The organism is Clostridium beijerinckii (assembly GCF_036699995.1).
Classification (GTDB): Bacteria; Bacillota; Clostridia; order Clostridiales; family Clostridiaceae; genus Clostridium; species Clostridium helianthi.
In genome coordinates, this window is the sequence record NZ_CP144906.1 from 4,434,396 (window position 1) to 4,456,411 (window position 22,016).

General features: G+C 30.7%; 18 protein-coding genes. 2 read left to right on the plus strand and 16 right to left on the minus strand.

All coding sequences use genetic code 11. The annotated features are described in order from the left end of the window. Positions 1-162: 162 nt before the first annotated feature. From PZA12_RS20410 to PZA12_RS20455, 10 genes are all read right to left on the minus strand, one after another. Complete coding sequence (locus PZA12_RS20410) at positions 163-1,176, minus strand: sensor histidine kinase (RefSeq protein ID WP_103698816.1); 1,014 nt, start codon at positions 1,174-1,176, stop codon at positions 163-165. Further along, positions 1,173-1,844 carry a response regulator transcription factor gene (locus PZA12_RS20415; protein WP_103698815.1) on the minus strand — a complete coding sequence of 224 codons (672 nt, stop codon included), beginning with the start codon at positions 1,842-1,844 and terminating at the stop codon, positions 1,173-1,175. The genes PZA12_RS20410 and PZA12_RS20415 overlap by 4 nt, the downstream gene beginning before the upstream one ends. 361 nt (positions 1,845-2,205) lie before the next feature. Beyond that, complete coding sequence (locus PZA12_RS20420; RefSeq protein ID WP_077845309.1) at positions 2,206-2,838, minus strand: amino acid ABC transporter permease; 633 nt, start codon at positions 2,836-2,838, stop codon at positions 2,206-2,208. A gap of 2 nt (positions 2,839-2,840) precedes the next feature. Then, positions 2,841-3,569: an amino acid ABC transporter permease gene (locus tag PZA12_RS20425; protein WP_012060328.1), complete on the minus strand. Its 729-nt coding sequence runs from the start codon at positions 3,567-3,569 to the stop codon at positions 2,841-2,843. Further along, positions 3,569-4,381 (minus strand): transporter substrate-binding domain-containing protein, encoded by an 813-nt coding sequence (locus PZA12_RS20430; protein ID WP_103698814.1) that lies wholly within the window; start codon positions 4,379-4,381, stop codon positions 3,569-3,571. The genes PZA12_RS20425 and PZA12_RS20430 overlap by 1 nt, the downstream gene beginning before the upstream one ends. An 81-nt stretch (positions 4,382-4,462) precedes the next feature. Then, positions 4,463-5,185, minus strand: a complete 723-nt coding sequence (locus tag PZA12_RS20435; RefSeq protein ID WP_103698813.1) for an amino acid ABC transporter ATP-binding protein — start codon at positions 5,183-5,185, stop codon at positions 4,463-4,465. A gap of 275 nt (positions 5,186-5,460) precedes the next feature. Continuing rightward, on the minus strand, positions 5,461-6,351 hold the full coding sequence (locus tag PZA12_RS20440; RefSeq protein ID WP_077845306.1) for a response regulator: 891 nt from the start codon (positions 6,349-6,351) through the stop codon (positions 5,461-5,463). Positions 6,352-6,378: 27 nt separating this feature from the next. Continuing rightward, the gene (locus PZA12_RS20445; protein WP_245161371.1) at positions 6,379-7,518 is read right to left on the minus strand and encodes a sensor histidine kinase; all 1,140 of its coding nucleotides are present in this window, start codon (positions 7,516-7,518) and stop codon (positions 6,379-6,381) included. Between the two features lie 229 nt (positions 7,519-7,747). Beyond that, entirely contained in the window at positions 7,748-8,068 is a 321-nt protein-coding gene (locus PZA12_RS20450) for an AzlD domain-containing protein (protein WP_077845304.1), read from the minus strand. Then, positions 8,065-8,799 carry an AzlC family ABC transporter permease gene (locus tag PZA12_RS20455; protein ID WP_077839947.1) on the minus strand — a complete coding sequence of 245 codons (735 nt, stop codon included), beginning with the start codon at positions 8,797-8,799 and terminating at the stop codon, positions 8,065-8,067. Before PZA12_RS20455 ends, PZA12_RS20450 begins: the two co-directional genes overlap by 4 nt. A 120-nt stretch (positions 8,800-8,919) precedes the next feature. Here PZA12_RS20455 and PZA12_RS20460 point away from each other — a divergent pair, with 120 nt between their 5' ends. After that, positions 8,920-9,471, plus strand: a complete 552-nt coding sequence (locus PZA12_RS20460) for a helix-turn-helix domain-containing protein (RefSeq protein ID WP_077839948.1) — start codon at positions 8,920-8,922, stop codon at positions 9,469-9,471. Between the two features lie 29 nt (positions 9,472-9,500). Here the strand turns inward: PZA12_RS20460 and PZA12_RS20465 are convergent, their stop codons facing one another. Next, positions 9,501-11,054, minus strand: coding sequence for a bifunctional lysylphosphatidylglycerol flippase/synthetase MprF (locus tag PZA12_RS20465; RefSeq protein ID WP_103698811.1), 1,554 nt, complete (start codon positions 11,052-11,054; stop codon positions 9,501-9,503). Positions 11,055-11,271: 217 nt separating this feature from the next. On the opposite strand from PZA12_RS20465, the gene PZA12_RS20470 reads away from it, so the two are divergent. Further along, positions 11,272-11,907: a VTT domain-containing protein gene (locus PZA12_RS20470; protein WP_103698810.1), complete on the plus strand. Its 636-nt coding sequence runs from the start codon at positions 11,272-11,274 to the stop codon at positions 11,905-11,907. Positions 11,908-12,030: 123 nt separating this feature from the next. On the opposite strand, the gene PZA12_RS20475 is transcribed toward PZA12_RS20470, so the two are convergent. From PZA12_RS20475 to PZA12_RS20495, 5 genes are all read right to left on the minus strand, one after another. Next, a complete protein-coding gene (locus PZA12_RS20475) occupies positions 12,031-12,945 on the minus strand; it encodes an AEC family transporter (protein WP_103698809.1) in 915 nt (304 codons plus the stop codon). A 408-nt stretch (positions 12,946-13,353) separates the two neighbouring features. After that, entirely contained in the window at positions 13,354-14,418 is a 1,065-nt protein-coding gene (locus PZA12_RS20480) for a protein-glutamate methylesterase/protein-glutamine glutaminase (protein ID WP_103698808.1), read from the minus strand. Further along, on the minus strand, positions 14,418-15,230 hold the full coding sequence (locus tag PZA12_RS20485; RefSeq protein WP_103698807.1) for a CheR family methyltransferase: 813 nt from the start codon (positions 15,228-15,230) through the stop codon (positions 14,418-14,420). The genes PZA12_RS20480 and PZA12_RS20485 overlap by 1 nt, the downstream gene beginning before the upstream one ends. 160 nt (positions 15,231-15,390) lie before the next feature. Next, entirely contained in the window at positions 15,391-19,812 is a 4,422-nt protein-coding gene (locus tag PZA12_RS20490; protein ID WP_206490909.1) for a methyl-accepting chemotaxis protein, read from the minus strand. 37 nt (positions 19,813-19,849) lie between these two features. Next, positions 19,850-22,003, minus strand: coding sequence for a chemotaxis protein CheA (locus PZA12_RS20495; protein WP_103699175.1), 2,154 nt, complete (start codon positions 22,001-22,003; stop codon positions 19,850-19,852). Positions 22,004-22,016: the final 13 nt, after the last annotated feature.

Sequence of the window (22,016 nt, forward strand, 5' to 3'; positions counted from 1 at the left end):
CCAATATTAAAAAATAGCCTAGGAACCAATCTCCTAGACTTTGTGTCTTATATAATTTAGAAATACATAAAATTCTGCTAAGCCTATATTAGACTACTCTGGCAATTTACCTACTGAAAAATAATTATGACATTTAGGAATCATTATTTTCTTTCATATGTCTTACTTAAAACTCATAAATCCTCCAATAGGGAATATTATGTTAACTTTAGTTCCTTTGCCAGCTATTGAATCTAAAGTTATCCCGAGTCCTAGCTTTTCACATAGTTTTTTACATAAATACAATCCTATCCCTGTGGACTTTCCATATACTCTTCCATTTTCCCCTGTAAAACCTTTATCAAAGACTCTATTTAAATCATTTTTCGAAATGCCTATACCATTATCTTCAATAGTTAATATTATACTCTCTTTACCTTTGCTTGTATAAATTCTCACTTCTCCATTTTTATCTTTACTATATTTTATTGAATTAATAATAATTTGATTTATAATAAACTTTACCCACTTTGGATCCGTGACCACTGCCCCATAAATATTATCAATACTTACTGAAATCTTTTTGCTAATAAAATCACGCCTGTTGTTTCTAATAACCTCCTGAATTATGTTCTTTATTTCAAATTCTTTAACAATATAATCATTCTTAACATCTGTACTTCTCGAGTAATAAAGAGCCTGATTTATATATTCTTCAATTTTCTTAAGCTCATCTTCTAATGATTTCTTTTCATTAATATTGCTGTTTTCTACAATTAATCTTGCAGATGATATTGGTGTTTTTACCTCATGAACCCAGGTTTCTATGTACTCTCTATATTCTTTTTGAAGATTTTTATAGAAGTTAACCTGCTCATGCATATCCCTATTACTATCGCTTAATACTTCATAAATAACTTTTCCTTCATAATAATTTGGACTTTTTATTACCTCAGGTAATAAATACTTTTTATCTAATTTGCCACTAATTCCTACAATATCGTCATAGAATTTTTTTTTCGTTATAAACTCAATGATTATATAGATTGATAGTGGTAAAAACCAAATAATAAAAACTACAAATAGTATTACAACTGGTGTTTTAGCTATGCTCATTATAGCTGTAAATAAAGAGTATATTATTAGATTAATTATTATGTATGGCAACTTTGAAATAGAATATTCCTTTATATTCATAGTAATATATAACCAATTCCTCTCTTAGTTTCTATTCCATCCTTAAATCCAATTTCTTGAAGCTTTTTTCTTAGCCTAGTAACATTTACTGATAAAGTATTATCATCAATATAAAGATCCGAATTCCATAAATAATCCATTAAATCTTCTCTACTAACTATGCACTCTTTATTTTTCATAAGACAAAGTAGTATCCTAAATTCATTTTTAGTAAGATCAATCTTTTCATCTCCAAATATCACGCTTCCATTAGAGACATTTAGCTTTAAACCTTTGTGTTCAACTATCTCAGAAATTGAATTATTCCCAAGAGTTCTTCTTAATACGGCAGTTATCCTTGCAAGAAGTATTTGCGTATTATATGGCTTTGTTATAAAATCATCCGCCCCAAGGTTCATACTCATAATCTCATCCATCTCGCTATCTCTGCTGGTTACTATTATTATAGGTATATTCTTTTCTTTCCTTATTTCCTTACAGATATAATAACCATCATAATATGGAAGATTTATATCTAACAGAATTAAATCCGGTTCATCCTTTAGTGCTACTTTTACTATATTTTCAAAATTAGCTGGTGCATAAGCTTCATAACCATATCTTTTTAAAAACTCTACAAGCTCTTTTTTTATATTCTCATTATCTTCTATTATCATGATTTTAGGCATATACATCCTCCTTAAAATTATTGCTTCATCGTTAATTAAATATAATCTGTAAAACACCTTTAATTTATTATCAAATCTTATTTTAGTTATTTCTAATTCTAGCATAAAATTCCTAATAACAAAAATGTATACTAAGTATTCATTTATTTAGTATACTTTTCATTATTTTCATACAAATAATAGAAGAGAATAATTTAAATGGCTAATTTAAATTATTCTCTAAAATTATATCTCTATTCAATTTAAGCTTATCAGCAAAAGTACTTACAAATTTTCTAAAGTTTCAAGTTCATATCTTCACTAGAAATCATAAATCTAGATTTAAAGTTGGACATCTGCAAATCTATTAATTAGGTTATACCTAGTACTCTGTTTTAATTGTTCTAACGCAACACGATATTGTAAAATTTATTATGAAATATGTTGCAGCTATAGCTCCAAACAATAAAAATATCTGAGATGATGAAACAAAACTTCCCATAAGAATCATACCTTTGCCTGTAAATTCTTCTATACCAACAGCCCATAGAAAAGATGTATCTTTTATTACAGTAATTGATTGGGATAGAACTGTTGGAATGCAGCGCCTAAAGCTTTGAGGTAGTATTATATATCGTAATGTTTGGAACTTCGTAAAGCCTTGAGAATATGCTGCCTCATATTGACCTCTACTTACAGAATTCATTCCTCCTCTAAATATTTCTGCCATAACCGCCGAAGTAAATAAAGTAAAAGATAAGATTCCTGAATACATAGGTTTTATTGGAACCAAAAATCTAATAGATAATATCCATAGTAAATTAGGTGTATTTCTAAATGTCTCTATATATATTGTTGCAATTCTCCCCACAATTCCCTTAGAGAAATTTCTTGATATGGCAAGAATTATTCCAAAAAACATACTCAATACAATTGATATAATGGCTATAATTAGGGTTAATTTCATTCCTTGTAAAAGAAACATCATATTTGCTTGATTAAATACACTTGACATTATTATAGCCCTCCCTCTGTTGCAACGGATTGTTCTGTTATAGAATCTTCAATATCAACTAATGCTTTCTTTTTCTCTCTAAGTTCAAGCTTTCTTGAAATCATTGCTAATGGATAACACATTATAAAATATAATGCTCCAGTTATAACATACGCTGGTCCATAGTACATATTGGCACTTGACCAAGAGTCAGCTGTATACATTAGATCTCCGCCTGCAATCATAGCTAATACTGAAGTATTCTTTATTAGGTTTACCAGTTGATTCGCAAGTGGTGGTATTATAATCTTTACAGTTTGAGGCAATATTATATACCTCATAGTTTGAGTATGAGAAAATCCTTGAGATTTTGCAGCCTCAAATTGTCCTTTTGGTATTGATGTTATACCGGTTCTCACAACTTCTGATATATATGCTCCATGGTATACACCGACTCCAAGTATTCCAATTAAAAACACCGGTAATACCACCTTTATATATGGTAATCCATTAAATAGAAAGAATACTTGAATTACAAGAGGTGTATTCTGAATCACCTCTACATATATTCTATTTATTACCTTAAAAATTTTTATTTTGCTTGTAGAAAGTACTCCAAAAATAATTCCAAGCATTAAGGCAAGTATAAGCCCTAGTATTGATACTTCAAGTGTTGTTAAGAATCCCTCAAGAAATATATTAAAATCTTTAAAAAGTGCTTCCCACTTAAATATTGCAAAAGGTCCGTTCATTATTTAATATCCCACTTTGCAATTAATTTACCTATTTCACCTGAACTCTTCATGTCATTTATAACTTCATTTACTTCCTTAGCGAGTTCAGTATTATCTTTTTTAGTTGCAATACCATATTCTTGAGGATCATATCTATCATTTAATATTACTGTCGAATCATCAACATAACCATTTAAAATAGATGCATCAACTGCAAAACAATCTATTCTACCTGAATCCAATGCTGCTTTAAGTTCAGGATATCCACCAAGCTCAGAGAATTTAAGAGTAATTCCTTCCTTTTCCGCTTCTTTTTGAAGTGCAGTTTTAGTTGTAGCACTTTGAGCAACTCCAATAGTCTTTCCATCTAAGTCTTTAAGTGAAGATGCACCAAGGCTCTTCTTAACAAGTAATCCAACTCCATCCTTTATATATGGATCTGAAAAATTATAACTCTTTTTTCTTTCATCCGTTATGGTAAATGTAGCAGCAACCATATCTATTTCTCCATTATCAAGAAGTGGCCCTCTTGTTTTAGCTGTAACCCCTTGAAATTCAACCTTACTTTCATCTCCTAATATTTTTTTCGCTATTGCTTTCGATAAATCAATTTCTAAACCTTCCATTTCACCTGTCTGTGGATTTTTGTAACCATATTTAGGTACATCAACTTTTACTCCAACCTTTAATACGCCTCTATCTTTTATTGCTTGTATTTCTTTTGCTTCCGCAGTATTTCCTCCTGTATTTGTTGGTGTTGATGAGCTGCATCCAGCCATCATCATACATGCACCTAATCCTAACGCTAAAAATAATTTTCTCAATTTCATATATTTATCCCCCTATTTAAATTTTAAAACTTCGTAGAAGTTTTTCATTAATTATGCGTTGTACACTGTGAATTATGTTTCTTATCTTATTATTTTATTTAAGAACGCTTTGGCCCTATCATTCTTAGGATTTGAAAAAAATTCTTCCGGATGAGCCTCTTCAATAATCTGTCCTCCATCCATGAATACAATTCTATCTGCAACTTGCTTTGCAAAACCCATTTCATGAGTTACGACAACCATTGTTATATTTTCCTTAGATAATCCTATTAGTACGTCCAATACCTCTTGTATCATTTCAGGGTCTAACGCCGATGTTGGTTCGTCAAATAACATTATTTTAGGATGCATATTAAGTGCTCTTGCTATCGCTACCCTTTGCTGTTGTCCTCCTGATAATTGATTTGGGTAAGCATCAGCTTTCTCCTTTAACCCCACTTTTTCTAAATACTTCAATCCAGATTCCTCTGCTTCTTTTTTACTTACCTTTTGGAGTTTTATTGGTGCTAAAATAAGATTCTCAAGCACTGTCATATGTGGGTATAAGTTAAACTGTTGAAAAACCATTGCAGTAGATTGTCTAACTTTAGCTAAATCTTTTTTCAGACTTAAATCATATTCGTCTATTATTACTTTCCCCGAGGTCGGTTCCTCAAGATAATTCATACATCTAATTAAAGTAGATTTTCCTGATCCACTTGGCCCTATTACAACAAGCTTTTCACCTTCATTTATATTTAAATTCACATTTTTCAAAACATGAATATCTCCAAAGTTCTTGACTATATTCTCTAATTTAATCATTTATTCTCCCCCTATTTTGACACAATATTAATTCAATAGAAATTAATCAACTTTTGCTTTATTAATTTTTTTCGATGATTCTGTTTATTTAATATCTCTATTTCAATAGTAATTTCGACTCTGTAAATTTTGAAATACAAAAAGGAGCCCTGGCATATATACCAAAGCTCCATTGCTTTTTTAAATCTTGATTAAATTATATATTTTTCCATTTCACTAGTCAATGACTTTTAACATACTGTGTTTTCTGTAGTTTTCTGTAGTTTATATATGTGTTAACCTAGAATTTTTATTAATATACCCTCAATGAATTTTTTTGTATTTATTTTTCCTTGACCGTATATTGGATTTTTTAAATGCTTGATTTCCTGTTTAACCTGCTTTATCTCAAAAAGTGATGCTGAATATTCCTTATATATGCTATTATCGCTATCTTCACTTCCCAAACTAGCTATTGAATCCATAGCCTTCATAATAGTTCTTCTTATGCGTTGCTCCATAGATCTGCAATTAATAGCTGCTAATGAATCTCCATATAGAGCTCGTGCCACATCCATATAAATCTCTTTTAGCTGATAAGGTTTAGATGGATTCATTTTCTTTTTATTAATGATATTCAGTATTACAAGTTTTAATTCTTCTATTCCTGCAGTGCCAATAATGTTAATATCAGAAAATATACGCAATAGCTTTTCTTCTTGAGAATAAATTTCCGCTTCATTCTCAACTTTTTTATCTTTCTCGGTATTGCCCTCAAAAACTACACTTTTAATCATTGATATAGATTTTTCTAATTCAATCTGTTTTTTAGCATTATTAATAATGCTAATTGTTTCAATCATATTAATTGGCTTGTTAATATAGAAAAGTATTCCGCTTTTATAAGCATTTGAAATCATTTTTCCTTCTTCAACCTGAGATAACATTATAATCTTACCAGTATATCCACTGCTAAATGTCCTTTTCACAATTTCAATTCCATCTACTTCTGGTAGCAGTAAATCAATTAATACGATATCAGGTTTTAATTTCATTATTTGATCTTTAGCATCTCTACCTGTCGTTAAAATGGATAATACTTTTCCGAAGTTATTTTTTTTAATTGCTTGCTCCAATATTTTACATACTGCTATATCATCATCAATAATAACAAAAGTTGTTTCCATAAATAGCCCCCTTATTATGAAAATAATTTATATACTAGATAACGGTATTTTCACTAAAAACTTAGTGCCCCTATCAATATCACTTTCAACTTCTATACTTCCTCCCAAATTCTCTAAGAGATTTTTTACATGACATAACCCAATCCCCGTAGACATTGCCCCTGTCTCCTCATTGAATTTTGTTGAAAATCCTATATTAAATATATACGGAAGTACATCTTTATCAATACCTGTCCCATTATCTGAAACATCAAGTAGTAATTCTTTTTGCGAAATCTCCCCAATCACATTTATCATATTATCGCCACTGCATGCCTCAATTGCGTTAATAATTAAATTATTTAGAATAGCAAATATATCATAATATCTTTTTACCGAATAATCTTCTTCTAGCTTGAATTTTATAAATATATTAGAATTCACATTATCTATTTGTCTTTTTGTATTATCAGATATTATACAGAAAATTTCTGACATAGACATGTATTCTACCTTCTCAACATTTTGTACTAATTGATTGATCCCTCTAAGAACTCGGTCATTATTTTTACGAATTTCATGAGCATTTTGTGAAAGTGATAACGCCTTAACTGAAAATTCTTCTTTATCCTTATTCATTTCATACAAATTGTAAGCTTCCCTCATTATAGTATTTAAATCATTTGTTGATTTTTGTAAATAAAAAGCCTCCGCATATATCTTTGACACCATTAAATTTAATTCAGCATAACGTTTTTGATGCTCTAGTGTCTTAATATATAATTTTTGATATTTATATATTAGAAAAGCTGAACATTGTATAAATGCTCTAACAAGTGCTGTTATTATAATAACTTTTATGGTTGATATAGAAAACATATTTCTAACAAGTATTTCTGCTGTGTTGCATATTATATCAAAACTTACTAATGACAAGTATAAATGTATTATAGACTTATTTCTCCTAGTTAGTGGAAATATAGTTCCTAAAATACCATAAATAATATAAAAAATAGCTGCCGGCATAAACTGCATTATAATATCATTTGAATAGCTAGAAGATGACATTAATAATCCAATGCTACGAATAGAGGCAGTTATAGTTCCTGTGATTATTCCAATTAAAACAGGATATATATTTTCCGATATAGAAAATATAAGTCCAATTACAATGACTCCAACTCCCAAAACAAACCTGCTATTAAATGGATAAATATATATTTGCGCCAAAATACTGATCAGAATAGAAAATAATACACTATTCTTTAAACAAATCTTATTTCTCTCTGTTATTTTAATTCTATACATCATTATATTTGTTCCTTCACCATATAATAAAATCCATTATTGCTCTATAATTTATTTATAGAAAATAATACGCTTAGATTATCATCAAGTCAATTCAAGTTTTTACGAATTAAAATATTAATCTTAAAATTGCTATTGAAATAACTCCTGTTAATACTGTTAATAATAAATTATTTTTCTTAAGAGCAATCAGTATTGTTGGTATTGTAGCAAGAAATTCTGGAGATTTTCCTTGAACTAAAAATTTATTATCGGTAATTAAAAGTTCTGCTACTATTAATGAAGCTAGTATAGATATAGGTATATATGTCAAAAACTCTTCCACTTTCTTATTTAATTTCATCTTCGATAATATAGTTATTGGTAGAACTCTCGGTAACATAGTTACAATACAACCACCTATGATAACACTCCATACATAAGAATTCATTCTTTAATCACCACCCCAATTAAAGCACCAGCAATTGCTGATATAATAACACTAATACTAGTAGATACATATATTGTGCTTATTAGTAAAACTATTGCAGATACAATAATAATTATCAAAGCTTTTCTTATCTTTATATTTCCTTTTACAGATAAAATTAGCAAACCTATAAACATGGCAGTTAATGCAAAATCTAGCCCTAAAGCCTTATAATCTGGAATAAATCCGCCAATAATAACTCCAATTCCTGTTGCAAAAATCCAATTTATATATGCAGTAATGTTTAAACCTGTAATCCATAAATTATTAATTTTCTTATTCCTCAACCCCTCTGCCGATGCAACTACAAAAGTTTCATCTGTTAAAAGCAGCCCTATAAAAAAGTTTTTTAAGACTGAATTTTCTTTGAAATATGGAGCTACTGACGCACTCATAAACAAATGTCTAAAGTTAACAAAGAAAATAGTAAATATTATACTAGGTATTGGTGAGGATGATAAAATCATACTCGAAGCTATAAATTGCGATGATCCTCCATATATAAAAGCACTCATCCCCATTGCTTCCCAAACTGTCAATCCACAAGATTTACTCAAAATTCCACATGCAAGCCCTAAACTTATGTACCCAAATATAGTTGGAATACAGTCTTTCACTCCCTGAATAAAATAATACGAGTTGTTTTTATTCTTTATTTCTAAAGAATCATTTGGTATTTTCCCCAATTCCATAAAATGCCCCCTTGATACTTTTTGTATAAAAACGTAATATATATTATATACATTGTACGTTATACTTTATATTATGCTATATCTTACATTTGTACTTTATATTTGTCAAGGAGTGAAAATATGAATTTAAATAATATTATTGCTGGGAATTTAAAAAGATTAAGAAACGAGAGGCAATTAAGCTTAAGCAAACTTTCTGATATTTGTGGCGTCAGTAAAGTAATGCTAGGACAAATCGAACGTGGAGAATCTAATCCAACTATTAATACAATATGGAAGATTGCTGGTGGACTTAGGGTTCCATATACATCCCTTATTGATGAGCCAATAAAAAATGATATTTTAATAAAAAAAGAAGATTCTAAGCACCAAGAATCTCCTGATAATAAATATAGAGTTTATTGCTATTTTGCAAGCAATTCAAATAGAAATTTTGAGCTTTTTACTGTAGAACTAGATGGCAATAGCACATATGAATCCAATTCCCATGGTGAAAAAACTCAAGAATATATAATAGTTTATGATGGTGAACTAACTTTAAATGTGGATAACATAACTTATATCCTAACACCTGGTGATTCCATAGTGTTTGATTCATCTAAACCACATTCATATATAAATCTGAACAGCACTACTATACGAATGACTATAATTAATAACTATTTAATATAGTTATTAATTATAAAAATACCTAATACTACTTATTTAATAAATGTCAACAACCTGTCAAATAGAAGTTTTCTTACCCCCTGTGGATGTTTAGCCTTTATCATAGCATACCCTATTGATATAATAGATGCTTCAGATGAAAATGCTATAAATTTTGACTCCCAAGCCGATGGATTATATTTCTTCTTATAGTCATATAATGCTTTAAATCCATAAAAGGAATTCATATAATTATACATAAATTTAAAAATCTTATGTATAATTACTCCCTCTACACTACTATTACCCTGAATATCTGCAAGAGGCGCTAATCCCAAACTAACTTCTTTAACCTCATCTTCTTTTAAAATTTTACAAATATCTATGGTTAACTTTTCCATAATTCCAAGTGGAGCATCCTTACTCCTTCTTGTTATATCAACAAAATACCCCTTGTTTGAGCCATAGGGAAAACATACTACAAAACCTAATATATCCCCTTCTTTATTTGACGCTATAAAATACCTTCTATCAAATGGTTTATCCAGGGATACAGTTCCTAGCATAAATGAAAGTTCTCCACTTTTTTTCATTGTTAACCATTCATGAGAAATACCCATTATTTGTTCCTCAATTTTATGATTTCGTTCAACGAGCGGCTTATATTCTGTTGTTTTAACGCCTAGTTTGTCCATTTTATTATTTGCCCATCTGATTTTTGCAGTTTTAGAACCACTTATTGTATATGTATCTAAGTAGATAATAGCTTCTTTCCCATATTCTTGCACAATAAAACCAAAATTCTTCAGAACCTTTATGCACTTTTTAGAAACTTGACAAAAACAAATTGACAATGAATTATCTGAACAAAAATTCTTGAATTCTAATAAAATATTCTCAATTTCTTTATCACTACATATCGGTTCCCCAGCCACAATTGCTATATTATTAATTACAGTATATCCGATAACACCTTCACAGAATCTAGGGAAAAAATATTGCTTATCATCTTCCAAAATTATTGCTGACACAGGATTTGTTGAAAATTTCCTTAATAAATCTTGAACCTTTAATTTATCCTCATATGTATGCTCTATTCTTAGGTTCTTTGGCTTTAATGTTAACTTTATAATTATCAGAAATAAACATAAATTTATAAGCATATTTATATCATTAAATCTACTTATAAAAATCACATTTAATATAATATTGACAGCAAACAAAAAACAGGCTAGTCCAATCCCTATTTTCAATCTTATGAAGTAAGATTTTGCTTTAAACCATTTGCGCTGGATTATTAAAGATAATAATATATAGCTTAGTAAAAATATGTCGAATTCAAAGTATGTATCTTCCAGAATATTTGTTACTACCAGCGGCGATAAAATTATTATATTAACTATCAATGCCCATCTAAGCCGTTGAAGCAACCCCTTTATAATGAACAAAAAAGAAATCATCAATAAAACAAAATTGATTATGTATACATGATTAGTTTTTGAACTACTATCGTTATTTATAGAACTTAGTAAATCAAATATTTCTTGCATTATTAAAACGACCATTAATAAAGTAATAGAAAGAATATGGTATTTTTTGTACTTCATGTTTCCTCCAAATATGTTTTTTATGAAATATATTATCTATATTAATTATTTTTCAAAATAATATGAATACTAGCATATGGACATGTTGTATTATATAGTTTATATTATATTGTATAATACTATATAATGACAATATAAATTATAATTCTATTTTTATACCAATTATATACGCTTTTTATTTAATTAAATTAATAAAGTAAATATAAAGGAGTTTTCAATGTTTTTGTATTGTTTAAATCTTTCGTTATCCATTGACACTTTTCTCACGAATTTCGTAATAAATTATAATGATTACACTTACCTATTTCTATTTACCATTGTATTTTGTGAAACTGGTCTTTTTATGGCACCATTTCTCCCTGAGGAATCATTATTATTCGTTGCTGGAACATTAGCTTCAAAAGGACTATTAGATATTTTGAAAGTAACGTTATTATTAACTATTGCAAACATAATTGGTGAATGTGTGAATTATTACATTGGAAAAAAGTTCGGCATTAAAATTTTCAAAAGTAATAATTCTATAATTTTTAATAAAAAACATATAACTAGAGCACAGAATTTTTATAACGTTCATGGTGGAAAAACAATAATTATTGCTAAATTTATTCCAATAATACGTACCTTTATTCCATTTCTTGCCGGAACAGCAAATGTTAAGTTTATAAGCTTTATATCATATAACATGCTTGGAGGCATACCTTGGGTAGTTTTATTTATAATTGGTGGCTATCTTTTTGGAAATATACCTTTAGTTTCAAATAATTTCGAACTTGTTATATTGCTTATAATCTTTATTTCCGTATCACCTGGCTTAATTGCTGCATTTTTAAAGAATATTAAAAGAAAATAGCTATAAACATAAAGGCTTATAGCCATTTTCTTCCAGTTTTCTTATTAAAATTCTTTATAGCACATAGCTTTATAATTAATCAAAGAGCGGCCTATAATCTAATATTCTTAATTAGATTTCCACTTACCAAATAACATTTGCCAGATACAAAATTATTGGTATAGTAATCAGTGATAGCAATGTGCTTAAGCCAACCAATTTAGCTCCATACTCATAATCTCCTCCATACATTTGGGAAAACATTGGTACCGTAAGCCCTACTGGCGTAGCCATAGCTATTAATACAACTTTTTTTATTTCTATTAAATATGGTGGTAAAAATTTAAATATTATCATTATTATAGCTGGAATAACGATAAGTTTTATAAATGCTACAAAGTAAGCATGTTTATCATTAAATAATGTAATTAGTTTTGACTTAGCAATATACGTACCAAGTAAAATCATAGCAATAGGTGTATTGGTTTGTCCAACAAGGTTAAACGCATCATAAAAAAGCTTTGGCAGCTTTACTGGCGAAATAAAAATAAGCAATCCAAATGCCACAGCTATTATTCCTGGATTAAATAAAACACTTTTTAAGGTAATTAAACTTTTATTATTTGATACTGTATATATTCCATAAGTGTAACTCAGTATATTAAAACAAACTAGGTATGCTGATAAAAAAAACACCTTTTCTATCCCCATTATGCTAGTAACTAGTGGAATTCCAATAAATCCTGCATTTGCAAATCCGATCGCAAATTTATCTATTCTCTGATCTTTCTTAAAGACAACTTTTCCCACAAAAAAGCCTATTAACATTGCACATAGAGAAATAGAAAAAGAAATTCCTAACTCCTTTAACTTATCTATAGAAAATTCCATTTGATAGCGTGTTAACATAATCATCGGATTAATAACCCAAACTAAAAGATTAGATATTTGTTTGGCTCCATCTTCATTAATTAATTTTTTACGATAGACTATAAAGCCAATTGCCATTAATATGTACATGATACTTACTTGTCCAACTATTGTAAAAATAATCTCCATAATACTTTATCCTTCCGTTCTAAAAATGACTTTAAATATATTAGTTCTTTACATGATAATTCATCATAAACTAACTCTTTCCTTCTGATAAATCATTATATCAATTACCTATTTTAATATACAAGTCTAAAAGCAATAAATTTAAATATTAGCAAGCTAGCCATATATATTACTAGCTTATTAACATTTAAATTTGCTTTAATTCTATATTAAGCTATAAGTTACTTCATTAATAAGTAACTCACATTCAAAAAATAACAAGTCCATTTACCAGCCTATTTTCCATTATACTTCGGCGGTAATTTGACCTAATATACACGCTATAAAGTCAATTTCCCTTCGTACTTGATGAGAAATATTCATGGCAACGTTGGACTTGATATTTATTTTCATGTATCTAAACCAAATTTATAAATTCAACATTATTGTCTCAAACATGTCACTTAGTGCTACCTGACTATCTGCAAGACCTGCCTCAAACACTACCTTAGGCATGCCATAAACTATACAAGATTCTTCTGCCTCAACTATAACATATCCATTATTATCTTTTACATTCTGGCAGCCTGCTAACCCGTCATTACCCATTCCTGTTAAAATTACAGAGACTAGCTTATCTTTAAAAATAGGCGCTGCCGAACTTAAAGTTACATTAATTGATGGCTTATATAGGCTGTCCACATTTTTCATATTCTCAACTTTGAAAACTATGCTATTATCCTCATTTCTTTCTAATAGTGTTTGGAACCCTGCTGGTGCTATATATATTTTTCCTCGCTCAAGCATATCTCCATTCTCTACTTCTTTAACATGTAGATTACATATAGTATCAAATCTTTCAGCTAACGGTCCAGTAAATCCTGGAGGCATATGTTGTATTACAATAACAGGCCTGCATAAATCTTTTGGAAATCTTGGTAATATTGATTGAAGTGCAGATGGTCCACCTGTTGAACACCCAATAATAAGCAGTTCCCTTTTCATGCGTTTTTCATCGCAATTAATCTGCTGCTCATCACACTTAATATGTTCTAAGTCTGCATTATTATCTTCTTTGTTTTTTTGTCTCTTGCTACTATCTGCAATTACTTTTAGTTTACCAAGAAAATCATTTATTGTTTCCTCTTTTGCTTCTTCGCCAACCAAAGAACTTTTTAAAAAGATGTCAATTGCTCCTAAATCTAAAGCTTTTAATGCTGTTCTAGTACCATCTTCCGTATGGTTGCTCAGCATCACAACTGGTACAGGGCAAGTTTTCGTAATTTCTTTTAGGGCACTTATTCCATCCATTTCCGGCATCTCTACATCCATTGTTACTATATCAGGTTTCAATCTTTGTATCTTTTCTATTGCGTCCAATCCATTTCTCGCAATTCCTATTATAAAAAATTGAGAATCTTTTTCTATAATGAGACTTATACATCTCCTCATAAAGGAGGAATCATCTACAACTAAAACACCATATTGTTTCATTATGCTTTCTCTCCCTTCTTATAATAAAAAATTGATGGAGTATAAATAGTATCAAAACCTGGATTAACATTGGTAATTGTTTCTGCATGACCTAAAAATAAATATCCTGTTTCATTAAGAATATTGTAAAACGAAAGAGCAGCTTTTTTAATAAATTCTGTATCAAAATATATTAAAACATTTCTGCAGAGTATTATATCAACTCTTCCAACTTCTTGTTCGATATTTTTATCAAACATATTTAAATTCTTAAACTTTACAAGTTTTCTTATCTCATCCTTAATCTTATAGTCATCTTCAATTTTATCAAAATATTTATCTAACATTCCATAAGGCATCTTCCTAAATGATAAAGATTTACTACTGTATACTCCCTTTTCAGCTTTATCTAATACTTTTTTATTAATATCCGAAGCTATTATTTCAACAGAACTTTTTTCAAAAAGCATTGTTTCTTTTATTAGCATTGCTAATGTATAGGGTTCTTCCCCACTTGAACATGCCGCACACCAAATTCTAAAAGTTTTCTCCTTTGAATAGTCTTCAAATTTGGGGAAAATATTAGTTTGCAATTCTCTTAATAGATTTTCTTCTCTAAAGAAATAAGTTTCATTTACTGTTATTAGTTCAATTAATGTATCTCTTTCTTTTTCTTCTATTTTAACGTATCCACAATATTCCCAAATATTCAGTCTAAGCTCTTTAATTCTATAGGTTATCTTACTTTCAAGTGAAGGAAGATTTTTGGAGTAGTCAATGCCACAGAATTCATATATATAACTCGCCAATTGTTCTAATGCCATAATACTCATAATTTAAAATTTCCTCCTTATATTTAAAACCACAATTTATTCCTTTGATATATAAGTTGCTCTAAGGATCTTAGAATTTAGAATTACTAAATTCTAATAATTAACCTTAATATAATTTTCCCTTAGCAACTTATATACTCATATAGAATTTATTATCTAATTATTCAACTAACTCCTCTAATGATTTTTTTATTTCTAATGTATACTCAGAAAGTTCTCTAGTAATACTTGAAGTTTTTTGAACATCTTTTACATTTAAATTAACTACATTATTTATATCTTCAATATGTTTTCTCAACTCTTCAACTTCTCTTGCTTGTACCTTAGTAGCCATTGTTACTTCACTTGCCTGTTCCGTAACATTCTTAAAATTATCTGTGATTCTATCAGTAGATTTTGTTTGTTCCTTCATAGCCCAAGTTATCTGCTTCATATCTTCCCTAGAACGTCTTACACCTTTTATAATATTTTCTACTCCTGATGCCTGATCTTTAGATGTCTCAGTAACTTGTTGTGCTACTCTTGTAACATTTTCTGCTGAATTTACAATATTCTCTCCTTGCTTTGCCTGCTCTTTTACTGCTACAGCTATTTGTCTTACCTGTTCTCTAGAATTAGTTATTCCCTTAACTACTTCTTCAACTCCTATAGCTTGTTCTTTCACTGCTCTTGTTACTTGCTCCGACTGTTCTGCTACATTTTCTACAGAAACTACAATGTCTTTCCCTTGTTTTGCTTGTTCTTTCACTGCCACTGTTATTTGTCTTACTTGTTCTCTTGCATTTTCTATACCTTTTACTATTTCGCCAACCCCAGCTGCTTGCTCTTTCATAGCTTGTGTTACCTCTGCAGTTTGGCTTGTAACCTCTCCTACTAGCTTAGTCATTGATTTTCCTTGTATTGTTTGTGCTATCATGGCATCAGTTATCTGCTTAACTTGTTCTCTTGCATTTACTACACCTTTAATAACTTCATCTACTCCATTTGCCTGTTCTTTTACTGCCCTAGTCACCTGTGCTGCTTGGCTTGTTACATTTTCTACAGACGCAACAATATTTTGACCTTGTTTTGCTTGTTCTTTTACTGCCACGGTTATTTGTCTAACTTGCTCTCTTGAATTTACTATTCCCTTAACTATTTCTTCTACACCTATTGTTTGCTCATTAGTCACTGCAGATATTTGAGCTGCTTGATTTGTTACATTTTCTACCGCTGCTACAATATCTCTACCTTGTTTTGCCTGTTCTTTTACTGCCACAGTTACTTGTCTAACTTGCTCTCTTGCATTTGCAACACCTTTTATTACTTCCTCTACCCCATTTGCTTGTTCTTTTACTGCTGTAGTCACCTGTGCTGCTTGATTTGTTACATTTTCTACAGATTCAATAATATCTTGTCCTTGTTTTGCTTGTTCTTTTACTGCTACTGTTATTTGTCTTACTTGCTCCCTTGAATTTGTTACACCTTTTATTACTTCATCAATTCCTGCCGCTTGCTCTTTTACTGCTACTGCAACTTCATTAGTTTGATTAACTACATTTTCTATAGACAAGGCTATATTTTGCCCTTGTTTTGCCTGTTCTTTTACTGCTACTGTTATTTGCCTTACTTGTTCCTTAGCATTCACAACACCTTTTATTACTTCCTCTACGCCAGCTGCTTGTTCCTTCACTGCTATTACAACCTCATTTGTTTGATTAACAACGTTATTTATAGCCTTACTAATATTTCCACCTTGAATTGCTTGTTCTTTCACTGCTACTGTTATTTGTCTTACTTGTTCTCTTGAATTTTCAACACCTTTTATTATTTCATCTATGCCAATAACTTGTTCTTTTACTGCCATTGCAACTTCATCTGCTTGATTTGTTACATTTTCTACAGCTCCAACAATATTTTGTCCTTGTTTGGATTGCTCATTCATTGCTATATTAATTTGCAACACTTGTTCTCTTGCATTTGCTACACCCTTTATTACATTTTCTACACTTATGGCTTGTTCCTTTGTAGCTTGTGTAACCATAGATGCTTGATTAGTAACGCTTCTCATAGATTCTAGTATTTCTCTACTTCCTTTATTTTGACTGTCAGTTGCCAGAGTTATTTCTTTGATTTCATTAGTAACATTTTCAATTCCACCAACTATTTTTTCTATTACAGTCCCGACTTCATTGCTTAATCTCGATCCATATTCAACTTTCTCAGTGCCAACTTCTATTGCCTTAATTGCATTGGTAGTTTCTCCTTGGATTCCTTTTATAAGTTCAGATATTTCCTTTGTAGCTGTAGCCGTTCTCTCAGCTAGTTTTCTCACTTCATCAGCTACTACTGCAAATCCTTTTCCGTGTTCTCCCGCTCTTGCAGCTTCAATTGCCGCATTTAAAGCAAGTAAATTTGTTTGATCTGCTATATCATCTATTACATCTATGATGCTTCCAATTTTATCAGAACTCTTTCCTAAGTTAGTTATTACACTTTCTGCCTTGTGAATAACCTCAGATATTTCACCTATAGCCACTAATGTATTAGCTACAGCTGTTTGTCCATCCTTAACATCTGATTTTACTACGTCACTTAATGAATTTACGTTTTGAGCATTTTGCGCCACTTGGCTTATTGAAGCCGCCATGTCCTCAACCGTCTTATAAGTTTCATTTGAAGTTCTTTGCAGTTCTTCAGCATTACCAGCTACTCCTTGAATAGATTTGCCCATTTCTTCTATAGATGCAGATATTTCTTCCACTGATCTTGTAGTACTCTCACTATTTCCTGCTACTTGCTGAATAGATACTACTACCTCTTGTACCGCAGCCGCCGCTTCATTTGCAGAGCCTCTTAAACTTTCAGCATTTCCTGCTACTCCCCTAACTGATTTACCCATTTGTTCTACTGATGACGATATTTGTTCAACTGAGCTTGCTGTACTCTCACTATTTCCTGCTACTTGTTGTATTGATGCTACCATTTCTTGTATAGCCGCTGCTGATTCATCTGTTGAAACTTTTAAACTTTCTGTATTAGTAGCTACTCCTTTTATTGATACACCCATTTCTTCAATTGATGATGATATTTCTTCTACTGAACTTGCTGTACTTTCACTATTTCCTGCTACTTGCTGGATTGATGCTACCATCTCTTGAACTGCAACTGATGATTCTTCTGTAGATCCTTTTAAATTTTCAGCATTACCTGCTACTCCTTTTATTGAAGCTCCTATTTCTTCAATTGATGATGATATTTCTTCTACTGAACTTGCTGTACTTTCACTATTTCCTGCTACCTGCTCTATTGAAACAACCATTTCTTGGACTGCGGCTGTAGCTTCTTCTGCTGAACCTTTTAAACTTTCTGCATTTCCTGCTACTCCCTTTATTGATTTTCCCATTTGTTCTATTGAAACTGATATTTCTTCTACTGATTTTGCTGTACTTTCACTATTTCCTGCTACCTGCTCTATTGAAACAACCATTTCTTGGACTGCGGCTGTAGCTTCTTCTGCTGAACCCTTTAGACTTTCTGCATTCCCTGCTACTCCCTTTATTGACTTTCCCATTTGTTCTATTGATGATGATATTTGTTCTACTGAGCTTGCCGTGCTTTCACTATTCCCTGCTACTTGCTGAATTGATGCTACTACTTCTTGAACAGCCATTGTAGATTCTTCTGCTGAACCTTTCAGACTTTCTGCATTTCCTGCTACTCCCTTTATTGATTTTCCCATTTGCTCTATAGATGCTGATATCTGCTCCACTGAGCTTGCTGTACTTTCACTATTTTTTGCAACTTGTTCAATTGATGCTACAATTGATTGCACAGATACTTCTGTATTTTCAGCAGTATCCTTCAACCCCTCTGCATTTTTTGCAACACCTTGTATTGATTTTCCCATTTCCTCTATAGATGCTGATATTTGTTCTACTGAACTTGCTGTGCTTTCACTATTTCCTGCCACTTGCTGAATTGATGCTACTACTTCTTGAATTGATGCAGTCACCTCTTTTGCTGAAGAAGTTAAACTTTCTGCATTTCCCGCTACTCCTTTAACTGATTTCCCCATTTGCTCTACTGAGGAAGATATTTCTTCCACTGATTTTGATGCGCTCTCCCCATTACCTGCTACTTGCTGGATTGATGCCACCATTTCCTGAATTGATTCTGAAACTTCCTTCGCTGATCCAGTCATTTCTTCCGCATTACCTGCTACAACTTTAATTGATCTGCCCATTTCCTCTATTGAATTTGATATTTCTTCAATTGAGCCTGATACACTTTCGCTATTACCTGCAACCTGTTTTGATGATACAGCTATTTCCTCAAGTGAGCTTTGCGACTTTTGAGCGACATTCGCTAATTGCTCTGCATTTATCACAACTCCATTTATAGATTTAGACATTTCACTTGTGAGAGAATTTACTGACTTCACAGCTTCTGATTGATCAATTGTTCCTTTTGTAACTTGTTCATTTATATTTGATAATTCTTTTAATTTCTCATCAAGCTTTTTAGATGCAAAAACTGCATTATCTACACTTCTTAAACCTCCTATAAGCTTAATTCCAATATTTCTTTTAAAACTACCCATTTATTATACGCCTCCACACTTTTTGATCTTTTGCTTATTAAATTTCATTATTACTGAAATTATTATTGTCTTTTATGTTTTTGCTACTAATCATTCTCGATATTCCTACAACGTCAAATATATGCGCAACACTTCCATCACCAAGTATTGTTGCACCCGATATCCCCTCAATTTTTCCTATGTAAGAGCCTAAAGGTTTAACTACTATTTCTTGATTTCCAACTAATTCATCAACTACAATACCGAATCTTTTTTCTGCGATACCTAAAACTACAATGAACACATTTTTCTTTTTATTTTCCCTAGGCAATTCAAAATAATCATGGAGCCATACTAGAGGATGAACTTTATCTCTAATAACAACAACAGATTGATTTTTCACATATTCAATCTCATCTTTAGGCTTTCTCACAATCTCAATTATATTGCTCATCGGTAACGCATAAGTTTCATTATGAATCTTCACCAGTAATCCTGCGAGTATTGCAAGAGTTAGTGGTAATTTAATCGTAAATTTACTACCTTCTCCTTCTTTTGTTTCTACATCAATAATTCCATTTAATTTATCTATATGATTTCTAACAATGTCCATTCCTACGCCTCTTCCTGAAACGTCACTTACATTATTAGCTGTTGACAGCCCCGTTTGAAAAATAAGATTTATTATCTCATGTTCTGATAATGCTTCTGCCTCCTGAACTGAAATTACTTCTTTCTTAATTGCTGATTGCTTTATCTTTTCTAAATTTAAGCCAGCACCATCATCTTCAATTGTCACAATTACATGGTTTTCTTGATGAAATGCCTTTATTTTCAAAGTTCCTTTTGAAGGCTTATCTTTGCCTATACGAGTACTGGGTTTTTCTATTCCATGGTCTAGGGAATTTCTTACAAGATGAATCAAAGGATCAGTAATATCTTCAATTATAGTTCTGTCCATTTCTGTCTCTCCACCCTCAAGAACCAAGTCCACCTCTTTTTCTAATGAATTAGCAAGATCTCTTACCAACCTCGGGAATCTACTAAATAGCTGTTGCACTGGCACCATACGAGCTTTCATTATGCTTTCTTGAAGTTCGCTAACTACTCTTGATACACGACTTGATATTCCAATTAAATCTTCTACTGAATCATCAGCTATATATTTATTATGTAAATTGTTACTTACTTGAGCAATTCTAGTTTGTTCAATAACCATCTCTCCAACTAAATTCATCATATGTTCAAGACGTTCTATATCGACTCTAATGGTTTGTGATAATTTTTTTTCATTTCTTATGTCTTGTGAAACTTTTTTTTCACTGCTTATCTCATCAATTTTTTCCGTTGCCATTTCTCTATTTACATTAGTTATATTTTTTTTATCCTGAGTAACTACCTTTTCTTTATCTAATTTCGTAAATTCATAATCAAACACACTAACATTATCAATATCCATTAATTCATGCTTAATTCTCAACTCAAGTTCTTTTGCTCCTAATTCACAAATTAATAAATAATTTATAGTATTAATATTTTCATCTTCATCCAATAGTTCTAATACATTGGGACTAGATCCTATAACCTCTCCCATATCATTTAGCGAATTAAGTATAAGAAAAGCTCTCGTTGCTTTCATAAGACTATCCTCTGAGATCTTAATCTCACAAACAACACAAGAGCGCCCATTTAGCTTTTCATTTTCTATTGTATGTCTTTTCTCATCATCTAACTCAAATACTATCCTCTCATTGTCACCTTCATGACTAATTTCACTTTTTACTCCAATAAATTGATTGCCTTCAGTTTTGTCCACGTCAATACTTTGCATACATCTAAGTTTTCCTATGATATCATCAATGTTTACTTCCGTATCATTCTTATATTCTATAAAATCTCTTTTTAATAAAGTTAAGCAGTCAGTACATTCAAACAAAACGTTAATTATTGGCTCCGTTACTTCCATAAAATTATTCCTAATTTTATCAAGCACATTTTCCATTTCATGAGTAAGAGTTTTCATCTTTTCATACCCCATAGCTGAAGAGGATCCTTTTAATGTATGTGCTACCCTAAAAATATCTTGTATAACTTTACTAACTTCATCTTTCTTTTCTAATTCTAAAATTCCTTGTTCTAAAAGTTGTATCTGCTCTTCCACTTCATCCAAAAATGCACTTACCATTTCAGGCATTTCATATATATTAGACATTTCACACCTCCCC

Bases quoted from the DNA above. Each gene is read 5' to 3' on its own strand.
- PZA12_RS20410 (WP_103698816.1), bottom strand. From the start codon at position 1,176: ATGAATATAAAGGAATATTCTATTTCAAAGTTGCCATACATAATAATT.
- PZA12_RS20415 (WP_103698815.1), bottom strand. From the start codon at position 1,844: ATGCCTAAAATCATGATAATAGAAGATAATGAGAATATAAAAAAAGAG.
- PZA12_RS20420 (WP_077845309.1), bottom strand. From the start codon at position 2,838: ATGTCAAGTGTATTTAATCAAGCAAATATGATGTTTCTTTTACAAGGA.
- PZA12_RS20425 (WP_012060328.1), bottom strand. From the start codon at position 3,569: ATGAACGGACCTTTTGCAATATTTAAGTGGGAAGCACTTTTTAAAGAT.
- PZA12_RS20430 (WP_103698814.1), bottom strand. From the start codon at position 4,381: ATGAAATTGAGAAAATTATTTTTAGCGTTAGGATTAGGTGCATGTATG.
- PZA12_RS20435 (WP_103698813.1), bottom strand. From the start codon at position 5,185: ATGATTAAATTAGAGAATATAGTCAAGAACTTTGGAGATATTCATGTT.
- PZA12_RS20440 (WP_077845306.1), bottom strand. From the start codon at position 6,351: ATGGAAACAACTTTTGTTATTATTGATGATGATATAGCAGTATGTAAA.
- PZA12_RS20450 (WP_077845304.1), bottom strand. From the start codon at position 8,068: ATGAATTCTTATGTATGGAGTGTTATCATAGGTGGTTGTATTGTAACT.
- PZA12_RS20455 (WP_077839947.1), bottom strand. From the start codon at position 8,799: ATGGAATTGGGGAAAATACCAAATGATTCTTTAGAAATAAAGAATAAA.
- PZA12_RS20460 (WP_077839948.1), top strand. From the start codon at position 8,920: ATGAATTTAAATAATATTATTGCTGGGAATTTAAAAAGATTAAGAAAC.
- PZA12_RS20465 (WP_103698811.1), bottom strand. From the start codon at position 11,054: ATGAAGTACAAAAAATACCATATTCTTTCTATTACTTTATTAATGGTC.
- PZA12_RS20470 (WP_103698810.1), top strand. From the start codon at position 11,272: ATGTTTTTGTATTGTTTAAATCTTTCGTTATCCATTGACACTTTTCTC.
- PZA12_RS20475 (WP_103698809.1), bottom strand. From the start codon at position 12,945: ATGGAGATTATTTTTACAATAGTTGGACAAGTAAGTATCATGTACATA.
- PZA12_RS20480 (WP_103698808.1), bottom strand. From the start codon at position 14,418: ATGAAACAATATGGTGTTTTAGTTGTAGATGATTCCTCCTTTATGAGG.
- PZA12_RS20485 (WP_103698807.1), bottom strand. From the start codon at position 15,230: ATGAGTATTATGGCATTAGAACAATTGGCGAGTTATATATATGAATTC.
- PZA12_RS20490 (WP_206490909.1), bottom strand. From the start codon at position 19,812: ATGGGTAGTTTTAAAAGAAATATTGGAATTAAGCTTATAGGAGGTTTA.
- PZA12_RS20495 (WP_103699175.1), bottom strand. From the start codon at position 22,003: ATGTCTAATATATATGAAATGCCTGAAATGGTAAGTGCATTTTTGGAT.